Genomic DNA, 16,454 nt, shown 5'->3' on the forward strand with positions numbered 1-16,454 from the left:
TTTCGACAGGCTCGGAGAGCCGAGGCACGGCCGCTTCGGCATGGGCGCCGAACCGCTCAGCGGACCAGCGCCCCCTTCGCATCGCGTGCACGCACCGGGTGCTCGCTGAGGATCGAGATCCGGTTGAACGTGTTGATGGTCGCGGCGATCCACTCGGCGGCGACGAACGCGTCGTCGTCCAGGATGCCGCGAGCGGCGTCGAGATCGCCCTGCGCGTCCTCCGAAAGCGGCAGCCGGGTGGCGGCTTCGGCGACGGCGAGGAGCGCGGCCTCGCGGTCGGTGTACAGGGTCGACTCACGCCAGGCGGGCAGCATGTCGAGCTTCTGCTGCGGGATGCCGGCATCCCGCGCCTGCCGCCCATGCAGGTCCAGGCAGAAGGCGCAGCCGTTCAGCTGCGACGCGCGCACCTTGATGAGCTCGGTCTCGGCCTCGGTCAGTCCCAGCCGTGATGCGGCCTCGCCGACGGCGGCCGAATACGCCGACGCGGCCTTCCACGCCTCGGGGGCGATCTTGTCCAGATACGGTCGCACGGTTCTCCTCACGGGTCACACCCAGCCTTGCATGGCGATCTGCAGTCCGAGCCGGAACCGGGTGTCCGCGCCCGGGTGCTCTGCAGGCTCGTGATCCGGCGGCTCGATCCGTCGTATGCGCTCGCCCACGACACCCCCCACGCTCGGTGGCAAGTCTAGGCGTTCAGGGGACTCGGAGGATATTTGGCATACCATCGACAGACCGAAAGAGGGTGGCGACATGACGGGCACACGACGGACCAAGGCCGCGACGGCCATGGCGGGAACGCTTCTGGGTGCAGTCCTGGGGGCGGTGCTCGTCGCGTGCGCTCCCGCCGGCTCCGCAGGGCATGCCACGCACTCGACGAGCACGGAGCCGACGAGCACCGAAGCGACCACCCGGCTGTGGCGCGGCATCCACGACCGCGACCTCGCGCAGGTGCGCGCCGCGGTGGCCGACGGCGCCGACGTCGAGGCCCGTGACGGCTCGGGCACACCGCCGGTCGTCGCCGCGACCAAGGCCGACCGGGTCGATATCGTCCGGGTGCTGCTCGAGGCGGGGGCGAGCCCGGACGCGAAGGACGGCATCCAGGACTCGGCGTTCCTCTATGCCGGCGCTGAGGGACTCGATGACATCCTGACCCTCACTCTCGAGCACGGCGCCGACGTGACCAGTACCAACCGCTACGGCGGCACCGCGCTGATCCCGGCCAGCGAGCACGGCCACGTCTCCACCGCGCGCATCCTCATCGACGCAGGCGTCCCGCTCGACCACGTCAACAACCTCGACTGGACAGCGATGCACGAGGCGATCGTGCTCGGGAACGGGTCGGCCGACCACGTCGAGGTCGTGCGGATGCTGCTGGCGGCCGGCGCCGACGCGTCGATCCGCGACGGCGGCGGAGTGCTGCCGCGGGACCTGGCCGTCCAGCGCGGATACACGGGGATCGTCGAGGCCATCGACCGCGCGGCCCGCTGATCGCGGCCGACCGGGTCCGGCATTTCGGGCTGCAACTTTGGTATACCGTAGTGGCATGACCGACACCACTTGGATCCTTCGCGACGTCCGCCCGCTCGGGGCGGCCGCGTCCGACATCGTCGTCGACGGCGACGCGATCACCGCCATCGTCCCGGCCGGCACGGCCGCGGCCCGGGACACCCGGGTGGTGGACGGCAGAGGGCTGCTGGCGCTGCCGGGCCTCATCAACGCGCACGCGCACGTCGACAAGTCGTGGTGGGACCAGCCGTGGGTGTCGTACGGCGGCCGGGCCACCACGCAGGGCCGCATCGAGCACGAGCGCGCGCACCGCGACGAACTCGGCATCCCGTCCGTCGGCGGCGTGGAGAAGATCCTTCGCGAGTTCCTGCGCCACGGCACCACGGCGACCCGTTCGCACGTCGACGTCGACCTCGGCATCGGGCTGCGCGGCGTCGAGGACGTGCTCGAGGCCGGCCGCAACCTCGGCGGCGCCGTCGACATCGAGATCGTCGCCTTCCCGCAGGACGGCGTCATACGACGGCCCGGCGTGGTGAAGCTGCTCGACGAGGCGGCGTCGATGGGCGTGCGCAACATCGGCGGGCTCGACCCGGCCGGCATCGACCGCGACCCGGTCGCGCAGCTGGATGCGCTGTTCGACATCGTCGACCGCACGGGTGTGGGGTTGGACATCCACCTGCACGACGGAGGAGAGCTCGGCCGCTTCCAGCTCGAGCTGATCCTCGACCGGACACTCGCGGTCGGCGCGCAGGGCCGCGTGAACATCGCGCACGGCTTCGCGCTCGGCGAGATCTCGGCGCCGGCCCAGCAGGACCTGCTGCCCCGCCTGGCCGAGGCGGGCATCTCGTGGACGACGGTCGCTCCGGTCGGCTCGGCCCCGCTGCCGTGGCGCGCGATGCGCGATGCGGGAATGGGTCTGGGCCTGGGCACGGACGGCATCCGCGACCTGTGGAACCCGTTCGGCGACGGCGACCTGCTGCGTGTCGCGCTCACGTTCGCGCAGCTGCACCGGCTGCGCACCGACGAGGACCTCGCCCGCGCCGTCTCGCTCGCCTCGACCGAGGCCGCCGGCTTCGTGCACCGTGCGCAGCACGACCTGGCGGCCGGCTCACGTGCCGACATCGTGCTGCTGGACGCGCAGAACCCGGCCGACGCGCTCGTGCGCGCACCGCGGCGCGAGATCGTCGTCGCCGGCGGACGCGTGGTCGTCGAGGGCGGTCAGGTCACCGTCTGACCGCGTCAGGTGAGGTGATCGAACTCACCGCGCACCCACGCGGCGTGACGACGGGCCGATGCCTGCACGGCAGCCTTGCCATCACGCTCGATGCGCAACGAGAAGTTGCTGTACACGCGGTCGTACGCGTACCGGTCGACGTGCGCGGCGATGCGCTCCACCACAGCGGCCGACAGAGGCAGCCGGTTGGGGTAGGACCGCAGGAACGACACGGTGCGACGATCGGGATTGACCATGATCGTGTCGCCGCACAGCAGCACGCCCGCGCCGTCGGCGCCGGCCCAGTGCACCACGGCGCTGCCCGGGAAGTGCCCGCCCGGCTGCGAGGCGACGATGCCCGGCACGGGCTCGATCGCGCCGTCCCACAGGCGCAGGGCGCGGGGACGCAGCCCGAGCCAGTCGGCGTCGGCCGCCGCCACCCACACGGGCGCGTCGCCGGCGGCCTGCGACCACAGCGACTGCACGCCGAACATGTGCGGGTGCGACGGGATGATCGCCCGCAGCGGTCCCAGCGTCTGCACCGCGGCGACGGCCTCGGGCGTGATCGCGGCGGGCACGTCCACCATCACGGTGCCCGCGTCGGTGACGATCACCTTCGCGTGCTGGCCGATGCCCACGCCGTCCTCGACCTCGAGCACCCACAGGTCCGGCTCGATCTCGTGCAGCGCGATGCGGCCATCGAACGCGCGCGGATCGATCCATCGCTGACCGTGCGGATCGATGTACTGCCGCTCGTCCGCACAGATCGGGCACACCGCGGGGACCCCCGACGCGTCGCGCTCGACGCCGCAGGTCGCGCACTGCACGGATCCGTCGGCGAATTCGCCCATGTCAGCCCACGGCGTCCCGCGCGGCGGTGAACGCGTCGACGCAGCGGCGGATCTGCTCCTCGGTGTGGGCGGCCGACAGCTGCACCCGGATCCGCGCCTTCTCGCGCGGCACGACCGGGAAGCTGAAGGCGGTCACATAGATGCCGCGCCGGCCCATCTCGTCGGCGATGCGGGCGGTGCGCGCGGCGTCGCCGAACATGACCGGCACGATCGGGTGCTCGCCCGGCAGCAGGTCGAAGCCGGCGTCGGTCATCAGCTCGCGGAACAGGGCGGCGTTGGCGGTGAGCCGCTCGCGCAGCTCGTCCGAGCCCTCGAGCAGGTCGATCGCCCGCAGCGTCCCCGCCACGATCGAGGGTGCGACGGTGTTCGAGAACAGGTAGGGGCGTGCGCGCTGGCGCAGCACGTCGACGATCTCGCGACGCGACGAGACATATCCGCCGCTGGCCCCGCCCAGCGCCTTGCCGAACGTGCCGGTGTAGATGTCGACGCGGCCCTCGACGCCGCACAGCTCGGGAGTGCCGCGGCCGTGTGCGCCGATGAAGCCGACCGCGTGCGAGTCGTCGACGAACACGAGCGCGTCGTACTTCTCGGCGAGGTCGCAGATCTCGGCGAGCGGCGCGATGTAGCCGTCCATCGAGAACACGCCGTCGGTGACGACCACCCGGAACCGCGCGTCGGCCGCGGCCTGCAGCTGCGCCTCGAGGTCGGCCATGTCGCGGTTGCGATAGCGCAGCCGCCGCGCCTTGCACAGCCGGATGCCGTCGATCAGGGACGCGTGGTTCAGCTCGTCGGAGATGATCGCGTCCTCGTCGGTGAAGAGGGCCTCGAAGACGCCGCCGTTCGCATCGAAGCACGACGAGAACAGGATCGTCGCCTCGGTGCCCAGGAACGACGACACCCGCCGCTCGAGCTCGAGGTGCTGCTCCTGCGTGCCGCAGATGAACCGGACCGACGCAAGGCCGTAGCCCCAGGCATCCAGCGCGCCCTTCGCCGCCTCGATCAGCCGCTCATCGTCCGCGAGCCCCAGGTAGTTGTTGGCGCAGAAGTTCAGCACCTCGGCGCCGTCCGCGGTGATCTCGGCCTGCTGCGGGCCCGAGATGCCGCGTTCGCGCTTGGTGAGCCCGGCCTGCTCGATCTCTTCGAGGACGGATGCCGCGTGGGCGGCGTAGCGGGCGGAGGTCATAGCTGCGTCCAATCCAGGATGATCTTGCCGGTGGCGCCTGCCGCGGCCGCATCGAAGGCCTGCTGCCAGTCGCGGGCAGGAAAGCGCGCGGAGATGATCGATGCGATCGCCGCACGCAGCTCGGCGCTGGTCTGCAGCATCGCACCCATCGCGTTCCAGGTCTCGAACATCTCGCGGCCGTAGATGCCCTTGATCGTGAGCATGTGCGTGACGATCTTGCCCCAGTCCACGGCGAACGGACCCGAGGGCAGGCCCAGCATCGCGATGCGACCGCCGTGGTTCATGTTCTCGATCATCTGCGGCAGTGCGGTGGGGGCGCCGCTCATCTCGAAGCCCACGTCGAAGCCCTCGCGCATGCCGAGGGACCGCTGCGCGTCGGCGACATCGGCGCGCGAGACGTCGACGACCTCGTCGGCGCCCATGCGCAGGGCCATCTCGAGGCGCTGCGCGCTGACGTCGGTGCCGACGATGAAGCGCGCCCCGACGTGCCGGGCGACGGCGATCGCCATCAGCCCGATCGGGCCGCAGCCGGTGACCAGCACGTCCTCGCCGACGACGGGGAAGGCCAGAGCGGTGTGCACGGCGTTGCCCAGCGGGTCGAAGATCGCACCCACCTCGGGCTCGATCGACTCGTGGTGCACCCACACGTTGCTCGCCGGCAGCGACAGGTACTCGGCGAACGCGCCGTCTCGCTGCACGCCGAGGCCCTGTGTGCGGATGCACATCTGCCGGCGCCCTGCGCGGCAGTTGCGGCACGTGCCGCATACGATGTGGCCCTCGCCCGACACCAGGTCGCCGACCGTGACGTCGCGCACGCGCTCGCCGATGGACACGACCTCGCCGAAGAACTCATGTCCGGGGGTCAGGGGAGTGGTGATCGTCGATGCCGCCCAGTCGTCCCACCGCAGGATGTGCAGGTCGGTGCCGCAGATACCGGTGCGCAGCACCCGGATGATCACGTCATCGGGGCCGGCGACCGGGTCGGGGCGGTCGATGAGCTCGAAGCCGGGTCCCGGCTCGGGTTTGAACAGTGCCTTCACGGTGCCTCCAGGTCGAAGGATGATCGGGCACTCGTCGGGCTTGTGGCGCCGGTGCCCCGCGGAGTCAAATCTAGTCGACCCGCGGGGCGGCCCGACGGCGCGGCCGGACTCAGAGCGAGACGACCTGCAGGCCGTCTGCGACGACGCGTCCGTCGTGGATGACGGTGCGGTCCGACCCGCGGTCCATCACGGCGCTGGTCGGTGTCTCGCCGTCCACCAGCACGAGGTCGGCGCGGTCGCCGACGCCGACGCCCGGCCGGTCGCCGAGGCCGGTGACGCGGGCGACGCCGCGGTCCATGATGCTCGCCCCGCCCATCGTGCCCACCGCGAGCGCGAGCTCGATGTGGTCGTCCCGGCGGTAGCCGTTCGTGAACGCGAGCTGCCAGGTGCGATCGAGCAGATCGCAGTTGCCGTAGGGGCTCCAGTAGTCGCGCTGGCCGTCCTCGCCGAGGCCCACGCGCACGCCGGCTTCGACCAGCCCGATCAGCGGAAGCTGGTTGCGGGCCGAGGGCGCGACGGTGGTCAGCGACACGTCAAGCTCGGCGAACTCGTCGATCAGGCGCCGGGTCGTCGCCTCCGAGACGCCGCCCAGCTCGTAGGCGTGCGACAGGGTCACCCGTCCCTGCATGCCGAGCGCGCGCACGCGCTCCAGGATCAGATCGGTGCTGAACACGGCCAGGTGGCCGGGCTCGTGCAGGTGGATGTCGATGTCGGTCTGGTACTTCTCGGCCAGGCCGAACACGACGTCCAGATGCCGCACCGGGTCGCGATCGAGCTGGCACGGGTCGATGCCGCCGATCACGTCGGCCCCGGCGCGCAGCGCGTCCTCGAGCAGGGGCACGGTGCCCTCTTCGCGCAGGATGCCCGCCTGCGGGAACACCATGATCTGCACATCGGCGTGGCGGGCGAACTTCTCTTTGGCCGTGAGGACGGCCTCGAGCTTGTCGAGCTCGCAGTCCACGTCGACCTGGGCGAACGAGCGCACGCGCGTCGTGCCGTGCGCGATCATGCGCTCGAGGGTGCCGGCGACCCGCTCGGGGAGGGGGACCTCGGCGTCGCGCCAATTGTCGCGGTCGTTGAGCATCATGGCCCACACGCCGGGCGCCCCGGTGTGCGGCCGGAACGGCAGGCCGATGCGGGTGGAGTCCAAGTGCACGTGCACATCGCTGAAGGAGGGCAGCGCGAGCCGGCCCCGGCCGTCGACGTCGGCGGAGGCGGCGCGGGCGGCGTCGTGCGGGTGGATGCCGCGGATCACGCCGCCCTCGATGTCGAGGTCGACGGACTCGGCGCCCCACGGGCGGACGTCACTGATCAGCATTCTGCGCTCCTTCGAGGATCGGGGTGGCGAGGGCCAGGTCGTCGTCCCGGTCGAGATGGTGGCACGCGACCGCACCGGTGGGCACGACGTCCTGGCAGACCTTCTGGCGGTCGGCGTCGAGCATCGCGTACAACGGGCAGCGCGTGCGGAACACGCAGCCGCTGGGCGGGTTCGACGGGTGCGGCAGGTCGCCGCTGAGGCGGATGCGGCCGCTGCGGTCGGCATCCGGGTCCGGCGAGGGCACCGACGACAGCAGCGACCGGGTGTACGGGTGGCGGGGGGCGTCGAACACCTCGTCGCGGGTGCCGCGCTCCATGATCTTGCCGAGGTACATGACCGCGACCTCGTCGGCGAAGTGCTTGACGACCGACAGGTCGTGGGCGATGAACACGTACGAGATCCCGGTGTCGTTCTGGATGTCCTGCAGCAGGTTGATCACCTGCGCCTGGACCGAGACATCCAGCGCCGACACCGGCTCGTCGCAGATCACGATGTCGGGGTCCAGGGCGAGGGCGCGGGCGATGCCGACCCGCTGCTTCTGCCCGCCCGAGAACTCGTGCGGGAACCGGTTGTAGTGCTCGGGGCGCAGGCCCACCCGGTCCATCAGCGACTCGACGCGCTTCTTCACGCCGCCTTCGGGCACGATGCCCTGGGCCCGCAGCGGCGCGGCGATGGCCGACCCCACGCTCTGACGCGGGTTCAGCGACGACGCGGGGTTCTGGAACACCATCTGCACGCGGCGGCGGAACGACTGCAGGCCCCTGCCGCGCAGCTGCGCGACATCCTTCCCGTCCAGCAGGATCTGACCCGCCGTGGGGGTGAGCAGGCGCATGAGCAGCCGCGCGGTGGTCGACTTGCCGCAGCCGGATTCGCCGACCAGGGCGAGAGTGGATCCGCGTTCGAGGGTGAACGAGACGCCGTCGACGGCCTTGACCTGCCCGGGCTTGCGGCCGATCCCCTTCTTCACCGGGAAGTGCTTGGCCAGGCCATCGACCTTCAGCAGCGGCGCGGTCATGAGGCGACCTCCTCGACGGTCAGGGCGGCATCGTCCTGCGCGGTGGACAGGTGGCAGCGCGAGCGGTGCCCCTCCCCGGTGATCACCAGCTCCGGGCGCTCGGTGAAGCAGCGCCCGTCGGCCACCAGATGGGCCACCGGGCAGCGCTCGGCGAACAGGCACCCCTGCGGCAGGTCGATCAGCGAGGGCGGGAACCCGGGGATCGGGGTGAGGCGCCCGGACTCATCGGTCATCGACGGCATCGACGCCATCAGGCCCCTCGTGTACGGGTGCTCGGTGCGGAAGAAGATGTCGCGCACGTCGCCCTCTTCGACGCACTGGCCGCCGTACATCACCACGACCCGCTGGCAGACCTCGGCGACCACGCCCAGGTCGTGCGTGATGAAGATGACCGCCGAGCCGGTCTCGGACTGCAGCGACGAGATGAGGTCGAGGATCTGCGCCTGCACCGTGACGTCGAGGGCGGTGGTCGGCTCGTCGGCGATGAGCAGCTCGGGTTCGCAGATGAGCGCCATCGCGATCATCGCGCGCTGGCGCATGCCGCCCGAGAACTCGTGCGGGTAGGCGTCGAAGCGTGACACCGGGTCGGGGATGCCGACGCGGTTCAGCATCTCGATCGCCTGGTTGCGCGCGTCCTTCGCGCTCGTGCGGTTGTGCACGCGGTAGGCCTCGGCGATCTGCCGGCCGACGGTGTAGAAGGGATGCATCGCCGAGAGCGGGTCCTGGAAGATCATGCCGATCTTGCGCCCGCGGTACGGCCGCATCTCGGCCTCGCTCAGCGGCACCAGGTCGACGCCGTCCAGGCGGATGCTGCCCGCGACGCGCGCGTTCGTGCCCTTGAGCAGGCCCATCAGGGTCTGGCTGGTCACGGTCTTGCCCGATCCCGACTCGCCGACGATGCCGACGGTCTCGCCGCGGTTCACGCGCAGGTCCATGCCGTTGACGGCGTGGACCAGCCCGTCGTCGGTCGGGAACGTCACGCGCAGATCGCGGACGTCCAGCAGCGGTGCGGCCATCAGCTGACCCTCACTCTCGGATCGATGCCGGCGTAGACGAGGTCGACGACGACGTTCGCGGTGATGATGAAGAACGCGGCGAGCATCGTGATCGCCATGGTCACCGGGAGATCTCCGGCGATGGCGGCGTGTACGGCGGTGAAGCCCAGTCCAGGGACGGAGAAGATCTGCTCGGTGAGCACGGCGCCGCCCAGCAGCCCCCCGATGTCCAGGCCCAGCATCGTGATGACCGGCGTGATGCCGGCGCGCACGCCGTGCCCGAAGATGATGCTCGGCCGCGAGAGGCCCTTGGCCCGGGCGGTGCGCATGAAGTCCTCGCCGAACGTCTCGATCATGTTGTTGCGCGTGATGCGGATGTACTGGGCGCTGAACAGCACGGCGATGGCGACCCACGGCAGGAAGTAGTTGGCGATCCAGGCGCCGGGCCCGGCCGCCCCGAACGGCGATGATATCGAGTTGCTCGTGAAGGGCAGCCAGTGCAGCGTGCTGACGAAGATCAGCAGCAGCAGCAGACCGGTCACCGGGATCGGCAGCGAGACGCCGAAGGATGCCGCTCCGACGATGGCCTTGTCGGCGGCCCTGCCGCGGCGCAGAGCAGCGACGAGACCCAGGCCCACGCCCAGCACGGTCCACAGGATGACGGCGCCGACGGCGATCGAGAGCGTGTAGGGCAGGGCGCGCATGATGATGTCGGTGACGTTCTCGTTGGTCTGGAACGACTTGCCCAGGCATGGCCAGGCGCACAGCTGCTGCGCACCGGGCGCGCCCACCATCCGGCTCACGAAGAAGCCGCTCAGGTAGGTGAAGTACTGGACGAAGAACGGCTTGTCCATCCCGAGCGCGACGCGTGCCTGTTCGATGCGGTCGGGCGTGCATTCCTGGCCGCAGGCGGCCGCCGCCGGGTCGGCGGGGCCGAAGTAGAAGAGCACGAACGTCACGAAGCTGACGACGAGCAGCAGGACGACCAGCGATATCAGTCGTCGGGTGAAGAATCCGAGCATGGCGGGGCCATCCGGGGCCGGCGGCGAATCACCGCCGGCCCCTTCCTTTCAATGTGGATCAGTGCTCGACACCGATGATGGACAGGTCGATGCCGCCGAAGAAGTAGCCCACCTGCGCGTTGCGGATCTTCGATCCCACGACGCTGTTGGTGAACGACCGGATCAGCGGGACGAGCGGGTAGCTCTCCATCGCCTTGTTGTAGAGGTTCGACCAGTCGGTGTTGATCTCCTCGGAGGTGCCGTTCTTGGCGCGCAGGTCGTACATCTCCTTGGAGACGGTCGCGTCATAGTAACGGGGGATGTTGCTGAACCCGAAGGTCTTGCCGTCCAGGCTCGGGCCGAGGTTCGGATCGACCGTCGTCCGCGTCGAGCCGGAGGCGGCGCCGCCGCACCATCCGGAGCGGGCGATGTCGGGCATGTCCTTGCCGGCCAGCGTCGTGTAGTAGTTCGCCGACGGGATCGCGACCAGCTGCAGGTCGATGCCGAGCTGCTTGAGGTTCTGCTGCAGCACGGTGCCGAGGTTCTTGTAGCGGTCGGTCGAGTTCGCGTACCCGTAGGTCAGCGACGACGGGACGGTCTTGCCCGCGAGCAGCTTCTTTGCCTCGGCGAGCTTGGGAGCGCCGGCGGGGTCGAGGTCGATGGTGGGCTTGATGTAGCCGACCTGGGCGTCGTTGAGGTACGAGTCGGTCAGCTTGCCGAAGCGGGCGCCGCCGTACTGCACCTGGATGGCCGACCGGTCGATGGCCAGCGCGATCGCGTGGCGCACGTCGGGGTCGGTGATCGTCTCGGTGTTCAGGTTGAGCACGTCCGTGCAGCCGAGCAGGCCCGAAGCGGTGCGCGCCGCGATCGCCGGGTCGCTCAGGCGCGACGTGTCGGAGGCCTGCAGGGCGCCGTTCGAGTCGAGCGTGATCGCCGTCGGGTCGTTGTCGCTCATCAGCTGCTGACTGATCGTGGCCTGAGCCGTCGACAGCGAGAAGGTGAACGTGTCGGGCAGTGCCGTGCGGTTCGGGTCGGTCGCCGGGTCCCACTCGGGGTTGCGCACGAGCTTGAGCTCACGGCCGCGCTCGTAGGACGCGACCTTGTACGGTCCCGACGAGATCGGGTGGTTCGTGTAGTCGAGCTTGGTGTCCTTGTCCTTCGGCACCGGAGCGGTGTTCGAGCGCGAGGCGAGCGCAGGGAAGTCCGGGTTCGGCTGCTTGAGGTGGAACACGACGGTCTTGGCGTCCGGGGTGTCGATCGCCTTGAGGTCGCCGCCCGTGTAGGGGCCCTTGTAGGTGTCGTCGGTCAGGGCCGCGTTCAGCTCCTGCGGCGCCTGGGTGTAGACGTCGCGGGCATACGTGCGCTCGACGCCGTACTTGATGTCGGCCGAGGTGATCGGCGTGCCGTCCTCGAACTTGAGCCCGTCCTTGAGCGTGTAGGTCCAGGTCAGGCCGTCGGCCGAGACCTTGCCGGTGTCGGTGGCGAGGTCCGGAACGATCTTGGGCGGCTGGCCGGCGGTCTCCTTCGCCATGGTCAGGGTGCGGTAGTACAGCTGGCCGACGTTGGCCGTCTGCACGTAGTTGCTGTTGCCCGGGTCCAGCGTCTGGAAGTCGCTGGACATGAGCACGTTGACGTTGCCGCCCTTCTGGGTGTACCCGGCGCCGACGATGTGCGCGGCGTACGGGTCCTTGGGGGCGCCTTGATTCGGGCCGGCGTTGCCGCCCGCGGCGCATCCGGTGATCGTCAGCGCGAGCGCTGCGGCGACCGCGATGACGACGGTGTGACGAGGTCTCATGCCTCTCCTCATTTCCTTGGTGTGGGGGGTGGGGGTCTGGGGGCGAAGGGGTGCGACGCTCACCGGCGCGACGCCTTCGGATCGAGGGCGTCGCTGACGGCGTCGCCGAGCAGGTTGAACGCGAGCACGCTGATCACGAGCGCGGTGCCGGGCACCAGCAGGAACCACGGGTCGCTCAGGTACCAGTTGCCCGCCTGTGTGGCGTTGAGCATCTGGCCCCAGGAGGAGGTGGGATCCTTCACGCCCACGCCGAGGAACGACAGCGCCGCCTCGGCGGTGATGTTCATCGGGATCATCATCGTGGCGTACACCAGCACGACGCCCATGACGTTCGGCACGACCTGCTTGAGGATGATCGTGCGGTTGGACGCGCCGTACGACCGGGCCGCCTCGATGTACTCCTGCTCGCGGATGCTGAGCACCTGGCCGCGCACGACGCGGGCCAGATACGCCCAGCCGAAGAAGCCCAGGATGAGGATCAGCGACGCGACGGGCACGAAGCTGCCCTTGCCCAGCGGCGTGTTCTGCAGCCGGGACTGCAGGATCGGGGTCAGCGAGAGCACCAGCAGCAGGTGCGGGAAGGCGAGGAACAGGTCGATGATGCGGCTGATGACGGTGTCGACCTTGCCGCCGAAGTAGCCGGCCGCCGCTCCCATCAGCGTGCCGAGCGTGACCGAGACGACCGTCGACAGCAGCGCGATCAGCAGAGAGATCTGCGCGCCGAAGGCGAGGCGGGCGAACAGGTCGCGGCCGAGTCCGGGCTCCACGCCCAGCCAGTGCTCGGCCGAGGGGTACATGAAGCCGGGCAGCGGCAGGCCCGGGGTCATGAAGTTGTCCAGCACGTCCGGCCCGGTGTGGGTCGTGTACGGATCCTGGCCCTCGATGGCCGTCAGCAGCGGTGCCAGCAGCGCGAACAGGACGATCAGCCCGACCGTGACCAGTGCGATCATCGCGATCTTGCTGCGTCGGATGCGCAGCCAAGCCGTGCCGAGCAGCGATCGCCCGGTCTTGATCTGGTGTGCCGGAATGGGCAGGACGTCGGTCTTCGGCGTCGTCGCTGATGTGGCCGTCACGATCTTCCTCGATTGTCTGGCGGACGTGATTGACCAAAAGTGTATACCAACCTCGAACTCGCGCAAGCCCTGCATTCCATTACGCCCTTGCCTCCGGCATCCGGAAGCCCTCGCGAAATACCGTGTGAACAGGAGATAAACGGATCCCCGAGAGGCATCCTGATGCTGCGTAATATTGCCCGCGCATTGCCCTCGACACGCCATGTGGCTACAGTTTGGATACCAAGCGCCGGAACCCCGTACCGAGATCACACGAAGGAGTGCGATGCGAACCCTCGTCACCGCCGACCACGTCATCGCATCCGACGGCCGTGCGCATCGGCTGCTCACGGACGGCGCCGTGCTGGTGGACGACGACCGCGTCGCTTTCGTCGGGCCACGGGCATGCGCGCCGGCCCACGACGAACGGATCGACCTCGGCGAGAGCGTGCTGATGCCGGGGCTGATCGACCTGGATGCGCTCAGCGACATCGATCACCTGATCCTGGATTCGTGGGGGGATGCCGCAGCCGCGGCGCGTCTTCAGTGGTCGGCCGACTACTTCACGCGCCGGCGCGCCGTGTTCACGCCCGCCGAGCGGGCGCGCATCCGCGAGATCGCCCTCGTGCAGCTGGCGCTGCACGGCATCACCACGTACATGCCGATCGCCTCGGAGGTGCACTCGGATTGGGCCGAGTCGGCGGACGAGCTGCGCGCGATGGCCGACTTCTCGGCGCGCCTGGGCCTGCGCGGCTTCCTCGGCCCGAGCTACCGCTCCGGCGTCAACGTCGTCCGCTCCGACGGCAGCCGCGACGTCCTGTTCGACGAGGACGAGGGGCGACGGGGTCTGGCCGACGCGATCCGGTTCGTCGACGAGCTCGCCGAGCGGGCCGACCCGCTGCTGACCGGTGTACTGCTGCCGTGCCGCATCGAGACGATGACCGTCGAGCTGCTCGAGGCCACCGCGCGTGCGGCAGACGAGCGCGGGGCACTCGTCCGCCTGCACGCCCTGCAGGGCGCCTTCGAGCGCGAGTACGTGCTGCGCGAGCACGGGTGCACGCCGCTGGAGCTGATCGCGCGCTGCGGATTGCTGGACGATCGCCTGATCATCCCGCACGGCGTGTTCCTCGACGTGAACCGACGCGTGGACGGCGAGGACCGCGGCGACCTCGACCGCCTCGTGCGGGCCGGCGCCAGCATCGTGCACTGTCCGCTGACCAACGCGCGGTACGGGTCCGAGCTCGAGACCTTCGCCCGGTATCGCGACGCAGGGCTGACGATCGCGCTCGGCACCGACTCGTTCCCGCCCGACCTGATCCGCGGCATCGACGCCGGGGTCTCGGTGGCGAAGGCACAGAACCGCGACCTCTCGTGCGGAGACGTCGCCGGCTACATCGATGCCGCCACGCTCGGGGGAGCGGCTGCCCTGCACCGACCCGACCTCGGCCGCATCGTCGTGGGCGCGCAGGCCGACCTGACCGCGTTCCGGCTCGACGACGTGCGGACCGGCCCGATCGACGACCCGCTGCGCGCGCTCGTGCTGGCCGGCACCGCGCGGGACGCGTGCCTGACCATGGTGGCCGGTCGTATCGTGATGCGGGACGGCCAGATCCCCGGTGTCGACCTGGCGGCGATCCGCCGCGACACCGCGACGCTGTTCGCCAAGATGCGCGCCGCCTATTCCGAGCGCGACTACCGTGGGGGCGAGGCCGAGGAGCTGTTCCCGACGGTCTACGCCGCGCTGTGACCCCGGACACGTGACACCAGACAGGAGACGAATGGACTTCCCCCGGACGGACGTCCCGGCCGCCACGGCGCTGGCGGAGGGCGTGTATCGCGAGATCTGGCGCAGCATCGTCGAGGGCACCCTCGAGCCGGGCTCGAGACTCAAGGAGCGAGAGCTCTCGGAGCGGCACGACGTGTCGCGGATCCCCGTGCGCCAGGCGCTTCAGCGGCTGGAGGCGGAGGGCTTCGTGGTGACGCTGCCCAACCGCGGCGCTCGAGTGGCGGACGTGACGCGCGCCGACATGGAGGAGCTGTTCGACGCGCGACTGTGCGTGGAGCCCTTCGCGGCCCGGCGGGCCGCCGCGCGCGTCGCGGCGGGCCACGCGTCGGTCGACCGGCTCGCCGAGGCGCTGCAGCGCAGTGTGGAGCCCGACGACCGCGACGCGCCGGGCAAGGCCACTCTCGAGTTCCACTCCGAGATCGTGCGCCTGTCGGGCAACTCGATCCTCATGCGGGCGCTCGGGCCCATGCTCGGGCGCATGGAATGGGTGTTCCGTCTCACCCGCACGACGCGCGAGAGCGAGCACGCCGACGAGCACCGGCAGATCTTCCGGTCGGTCGCCGACGGCAACGCGGAACTCGCGGGTGCGCAGACGCACGCCCACATCGAGCTCGCCCGCGGACCGGTGATCGCGGCCCTCGCCGCGCAGCTGGGATGGTGATCACCCCGGCGGCGCGGCGAGCGGCGCGAGATCACACGTAGACGATGCCGCCCTTGACGTCGGGGCGGATCTCGGTGCCGATGGTGCGGTTCATGAGCTCCTCGAGGCGGTCCAGCGGGCCGATGAGGGCACGGCCGCCGGCACGGGCCACGCGGATCGCGGCATCCACCTTCGGCTGCATCGACCCCTCGGCGAACTGCAGCTTCGCGATCGCGTCGGCCGAGGCGGTCAGGATGTCCTTCTGCTCGGGCGTGCCCCAATCCTGGCTGACGTAGTCGCCGTCGGTGAGCATGATGAGCATGTCGGCCTCGAGGTCTGCGGCCAGGGCAGCGCTGGCGAGGTCCTTGTCGACGACGGCCTGCACGCCGAAGTGGCGCTTGTCGGCCGCGTCCGTGCGCACCGGCACGCCGCCGCCGCCCACGCAGACGACCAGGTACTCGCTGTCGAGCAGGAGCTTGACCAGCGGGGCCTGCACGATCTTGATCGGGTTGGGGGAGGGCACGACGCGGCGGAAGGCTTTGCCGTCCTTCGCGATCGTCCAGCGGTATTCGGCGGCCGCCTCGGCGGCGTCGTGGGCGGAGTACTGCGGGCCGATGAGCTTGGTCGGGCGCTCGAAGGCGGGGTCGTTCTCGTCGACGACGGTGGTCGTGATGACGCCGGCGACCTTGCGCTGGCCGTCCAGCGCATTGGACAGCTCCTGCTGCACCACGTAGCCGATCATGCCCTGCGTCTCGGCGCCGAGGATGTCGAGCGGGTAGGCGGCGACGTCACGATACGCGAGGTTCTGCAGGGCGAGCAGACCCACCTGGGGACCATTGCCGTGGGTGATGACCACCTCGTGCTCGCGGGCGAGGCCAGCCAGGGCCTCGCACGTGGAGCGGACGTTCGCCCGCAGGCGGTCCGCGGTCATCGGGTCGCCGCGGCGGGCGAGTGCGTTGCCCCCGAGGGCTACGACGATGCGCATCTTGATGCTCTCCGTTTCAGACAGAACTCTGTTGCATTTAGGTATACCAGAGTAGGCTGAACGTGTATACCAGA

The 16,454-nt window shown here is 70.0% G+C and carries 15 protein-coding genes; 4 read left to right on the top strand and 11 right to left on the bottom strand.

Annotated features, from left to right (window positions below; all coding sequences use genetic code 11):
* Positions 1-56: 56 nt before the first annotated feature.
* Complete coding sequence (locus AC3RX0_RS02450; RefSeq protein WP_491504348.1) at positions 57-530, bottom strand: carboxymuconolactone decarboxylase family protein; 474 nt, start codon at positions 528-530, stop codon at positions 57-59.
* 220 nt (positions 531-750) lie between these two features.
* On the opposite strand from AC3RX0_RS02450, the gene AC3RX0_RS02455 reads away from it, so the two are divergent.
* Together AC3RX0_RS02455 and AC3RX0_RS02460 are read left to right on the top strand one after the other, a co-directional pair.
* Complete coding sequence (locus AC3RX0_RS02455; RefSeq protein ID WP_491504349.1) at positions 751-1,488, top strand: ankyrin repeat domain-containing protein; 738 nt, start codon at positions 751-753, stop codon at positions 1,486-1,488.
* 55 nt (positions 1,489-1,543) lie between these two features.
* A complete protein-coding gene (locus tag AC3RX0_RS02460; RefSeq protein ID WP_491504350.1) occupies positions 1,544-2,740 on the top strand; it encodes an amidohydrolase family protein in 1,197 nt (398 codons plus the stop codon).
* Positions 2,741-2,745: 5 nt separating this feature from the next.
* Here the strand turns inward: AC3RX0_RS02460 and AC3RX0_RS02465 are convergent, their stop codons facing one another.
* The 9 genes from AC3RX0_RS02465 to AC3RX0_RS02505 form a co-directional block, all read right to left on the bottom strand.
* Positions 2,746-3,570 (bottom strand): MBL fold metallo-hydrolase, encoded by an 825-nt coding sequence (locus AC3RX0_RS02465; protein ID WP_491504351.1) that lies wholly within the window; start codon positions 3,568-3,570, stop codon positions 2,746-2,748.
* 1 nt (position 3,571) lies between these two features.
* The gene (locus tag AC3RX0_RS02470; RefSeq protein ID WP_491504352.1) at positions 3,572-4,753 is read right to left on the bottom strand and encodes a glycine C-acetyltransferase; all 1,182 of its coding nucleotides are present in this window, start codon (positions 4,751-4,753) and stop codon (positions 3,572-3,574) included.
* Positions 4,750-5,793 carry an L-threonine 3-dehydrogenase gene (tdh, locus tag AC3RX0_RS02475; RefSeq protein ID WP_491504353.1) on the bottom strand — a complete coding sequence of 348 codons (1,044 nt, stop codon included), beginning with the start codon at positions 5,791-5,793 and terminating at the stop codon, positions 4,750-4,752. The genes AC3RX0_RS02470 and tdh overlap by 4 nt, the downstream gene beginning before the upstream one ends.
* Before the next feature lie 109 nt (positions 5,794-5,902).
* A complete protein-coding gene (locus AC3RX0_RS02480; RefSeq protein ID WP_491504354.1) occupies positions 5,903-7,111 on the bottom strand; it encodes an amidohydrolase family protein in 1,209 nt (402 codons plus the stop codon).
* A complete protein-coding gene (locus AC3RX0_RS02485) occupies positions 7,098-8,126 on the bottom strand; it encodes an ABC transporter ATP-binding protein (protein ID WP_491504355.1) in 1,029 nt (342 codons plus the stop codon). Before AC3RX0_RS02485 ends, AC3RX0_RS02480 begins: the two co-directional genes overlap by 14 nt.
* A complete protein-coding gene (locus AC3RX0_RS02490; RefSeq protein WP_491504356.1) occupies positions 8,123-9,142 on the bottom strand; it encodes an ABC transporter ATP-binding protein in 1,020 nt (339 codons plus the stop codon). Before AC3RX0_RS02490 ends, AC3RX0_RS02485 begins: the two co-directional genes overlap by 4 nt.
* Positions 9,142-10,143, bottom strand: a complete 1,002-nt coding sequence (locus AC3RX0_RS02495; RefSeq protein ID WP_491504357.1) for an ABC transporter permease — start codon at positions 10,141-10,143, stop codon at positions 9,142-9,144. The genes AC3RX0_RS02490 and AC3RX0_RS02495 overlap by 1 nt, the downstream gene beginning before the upstream one ends.
* A 58-nt stretch (positions 10,144-10,201) precedes the next feature.
* Complete coding sequence (locus AC3RX0_RS02500) at positions 10,202-11,917, bottom strand: ABC transporter substrate-binding protein (protein ID WP_491504358.1); 1,716 nt, start codon at positions 11,915-11,917, stop codon at positions 10,202-10,204.
* 59 nt (positions 11,918-11,976) lie between these two features.
* Positions 11,977-12,990, bottom strand: coding sequence for an ABC transporter permease (locus AC3RX0_RS02505; RefSeq protein WP_491504359.1), 1,014 nt, complete (start codon positions 12,988-12,990; stop codon positions 11,977-11,979).
* 265 nt (positions 12,991-13,255) lie between these two features.
* On the opposite strand from AC3RX0_RS02505, the gene AC3RX0_RS02510 reads away from it, so the two are divergent.
* Positions 13,256-14,716, top strand: coding sequence for a chlorohydrolase family protein (locus AC3RX0_RS02510; RefSeq protein ID WP_491504360.1), 1,461 nt, complete (start codon positions 13,256-13,258; stop codon positions 14,714-14,716).
* A gap of 31 nt (positions 14,717-14,747) precedes the next feature.
* Positions 14,748-15,416: a GntR family transcriptional regulator gene (locus AC3RX0_RS02515; protein ID WP_491504361.1), complete on the top strand. Its 669-nt coding sequence runs from the start codon at positions 14,748-14,750 to the stop codon at positions 15,414-15,416.
* 31 nt (positions 15,417-15,447) lie between these two features.
* On the opposite strand, the gene AC3RX0_RS02520 is transcribed toward AC3RX0_RS02515, so the two are convergent.
* Positions 15,448-16,380, bottom strand: coding sequence for a carbamate kinase (locus AC3RX0_RS02520; protein ID WP_491504362.1), 933 nt, complete (start codon positions 16,378-16,380; stop codon positions 15,448-15,450).
* Between the last annotated feature and the right edge of the window lie 74 nt (positions 16,381-16,454).

The sequence above is a fragment of the Microbacterium sp. W1-4-2 genome (assembly GCF_058349885.2).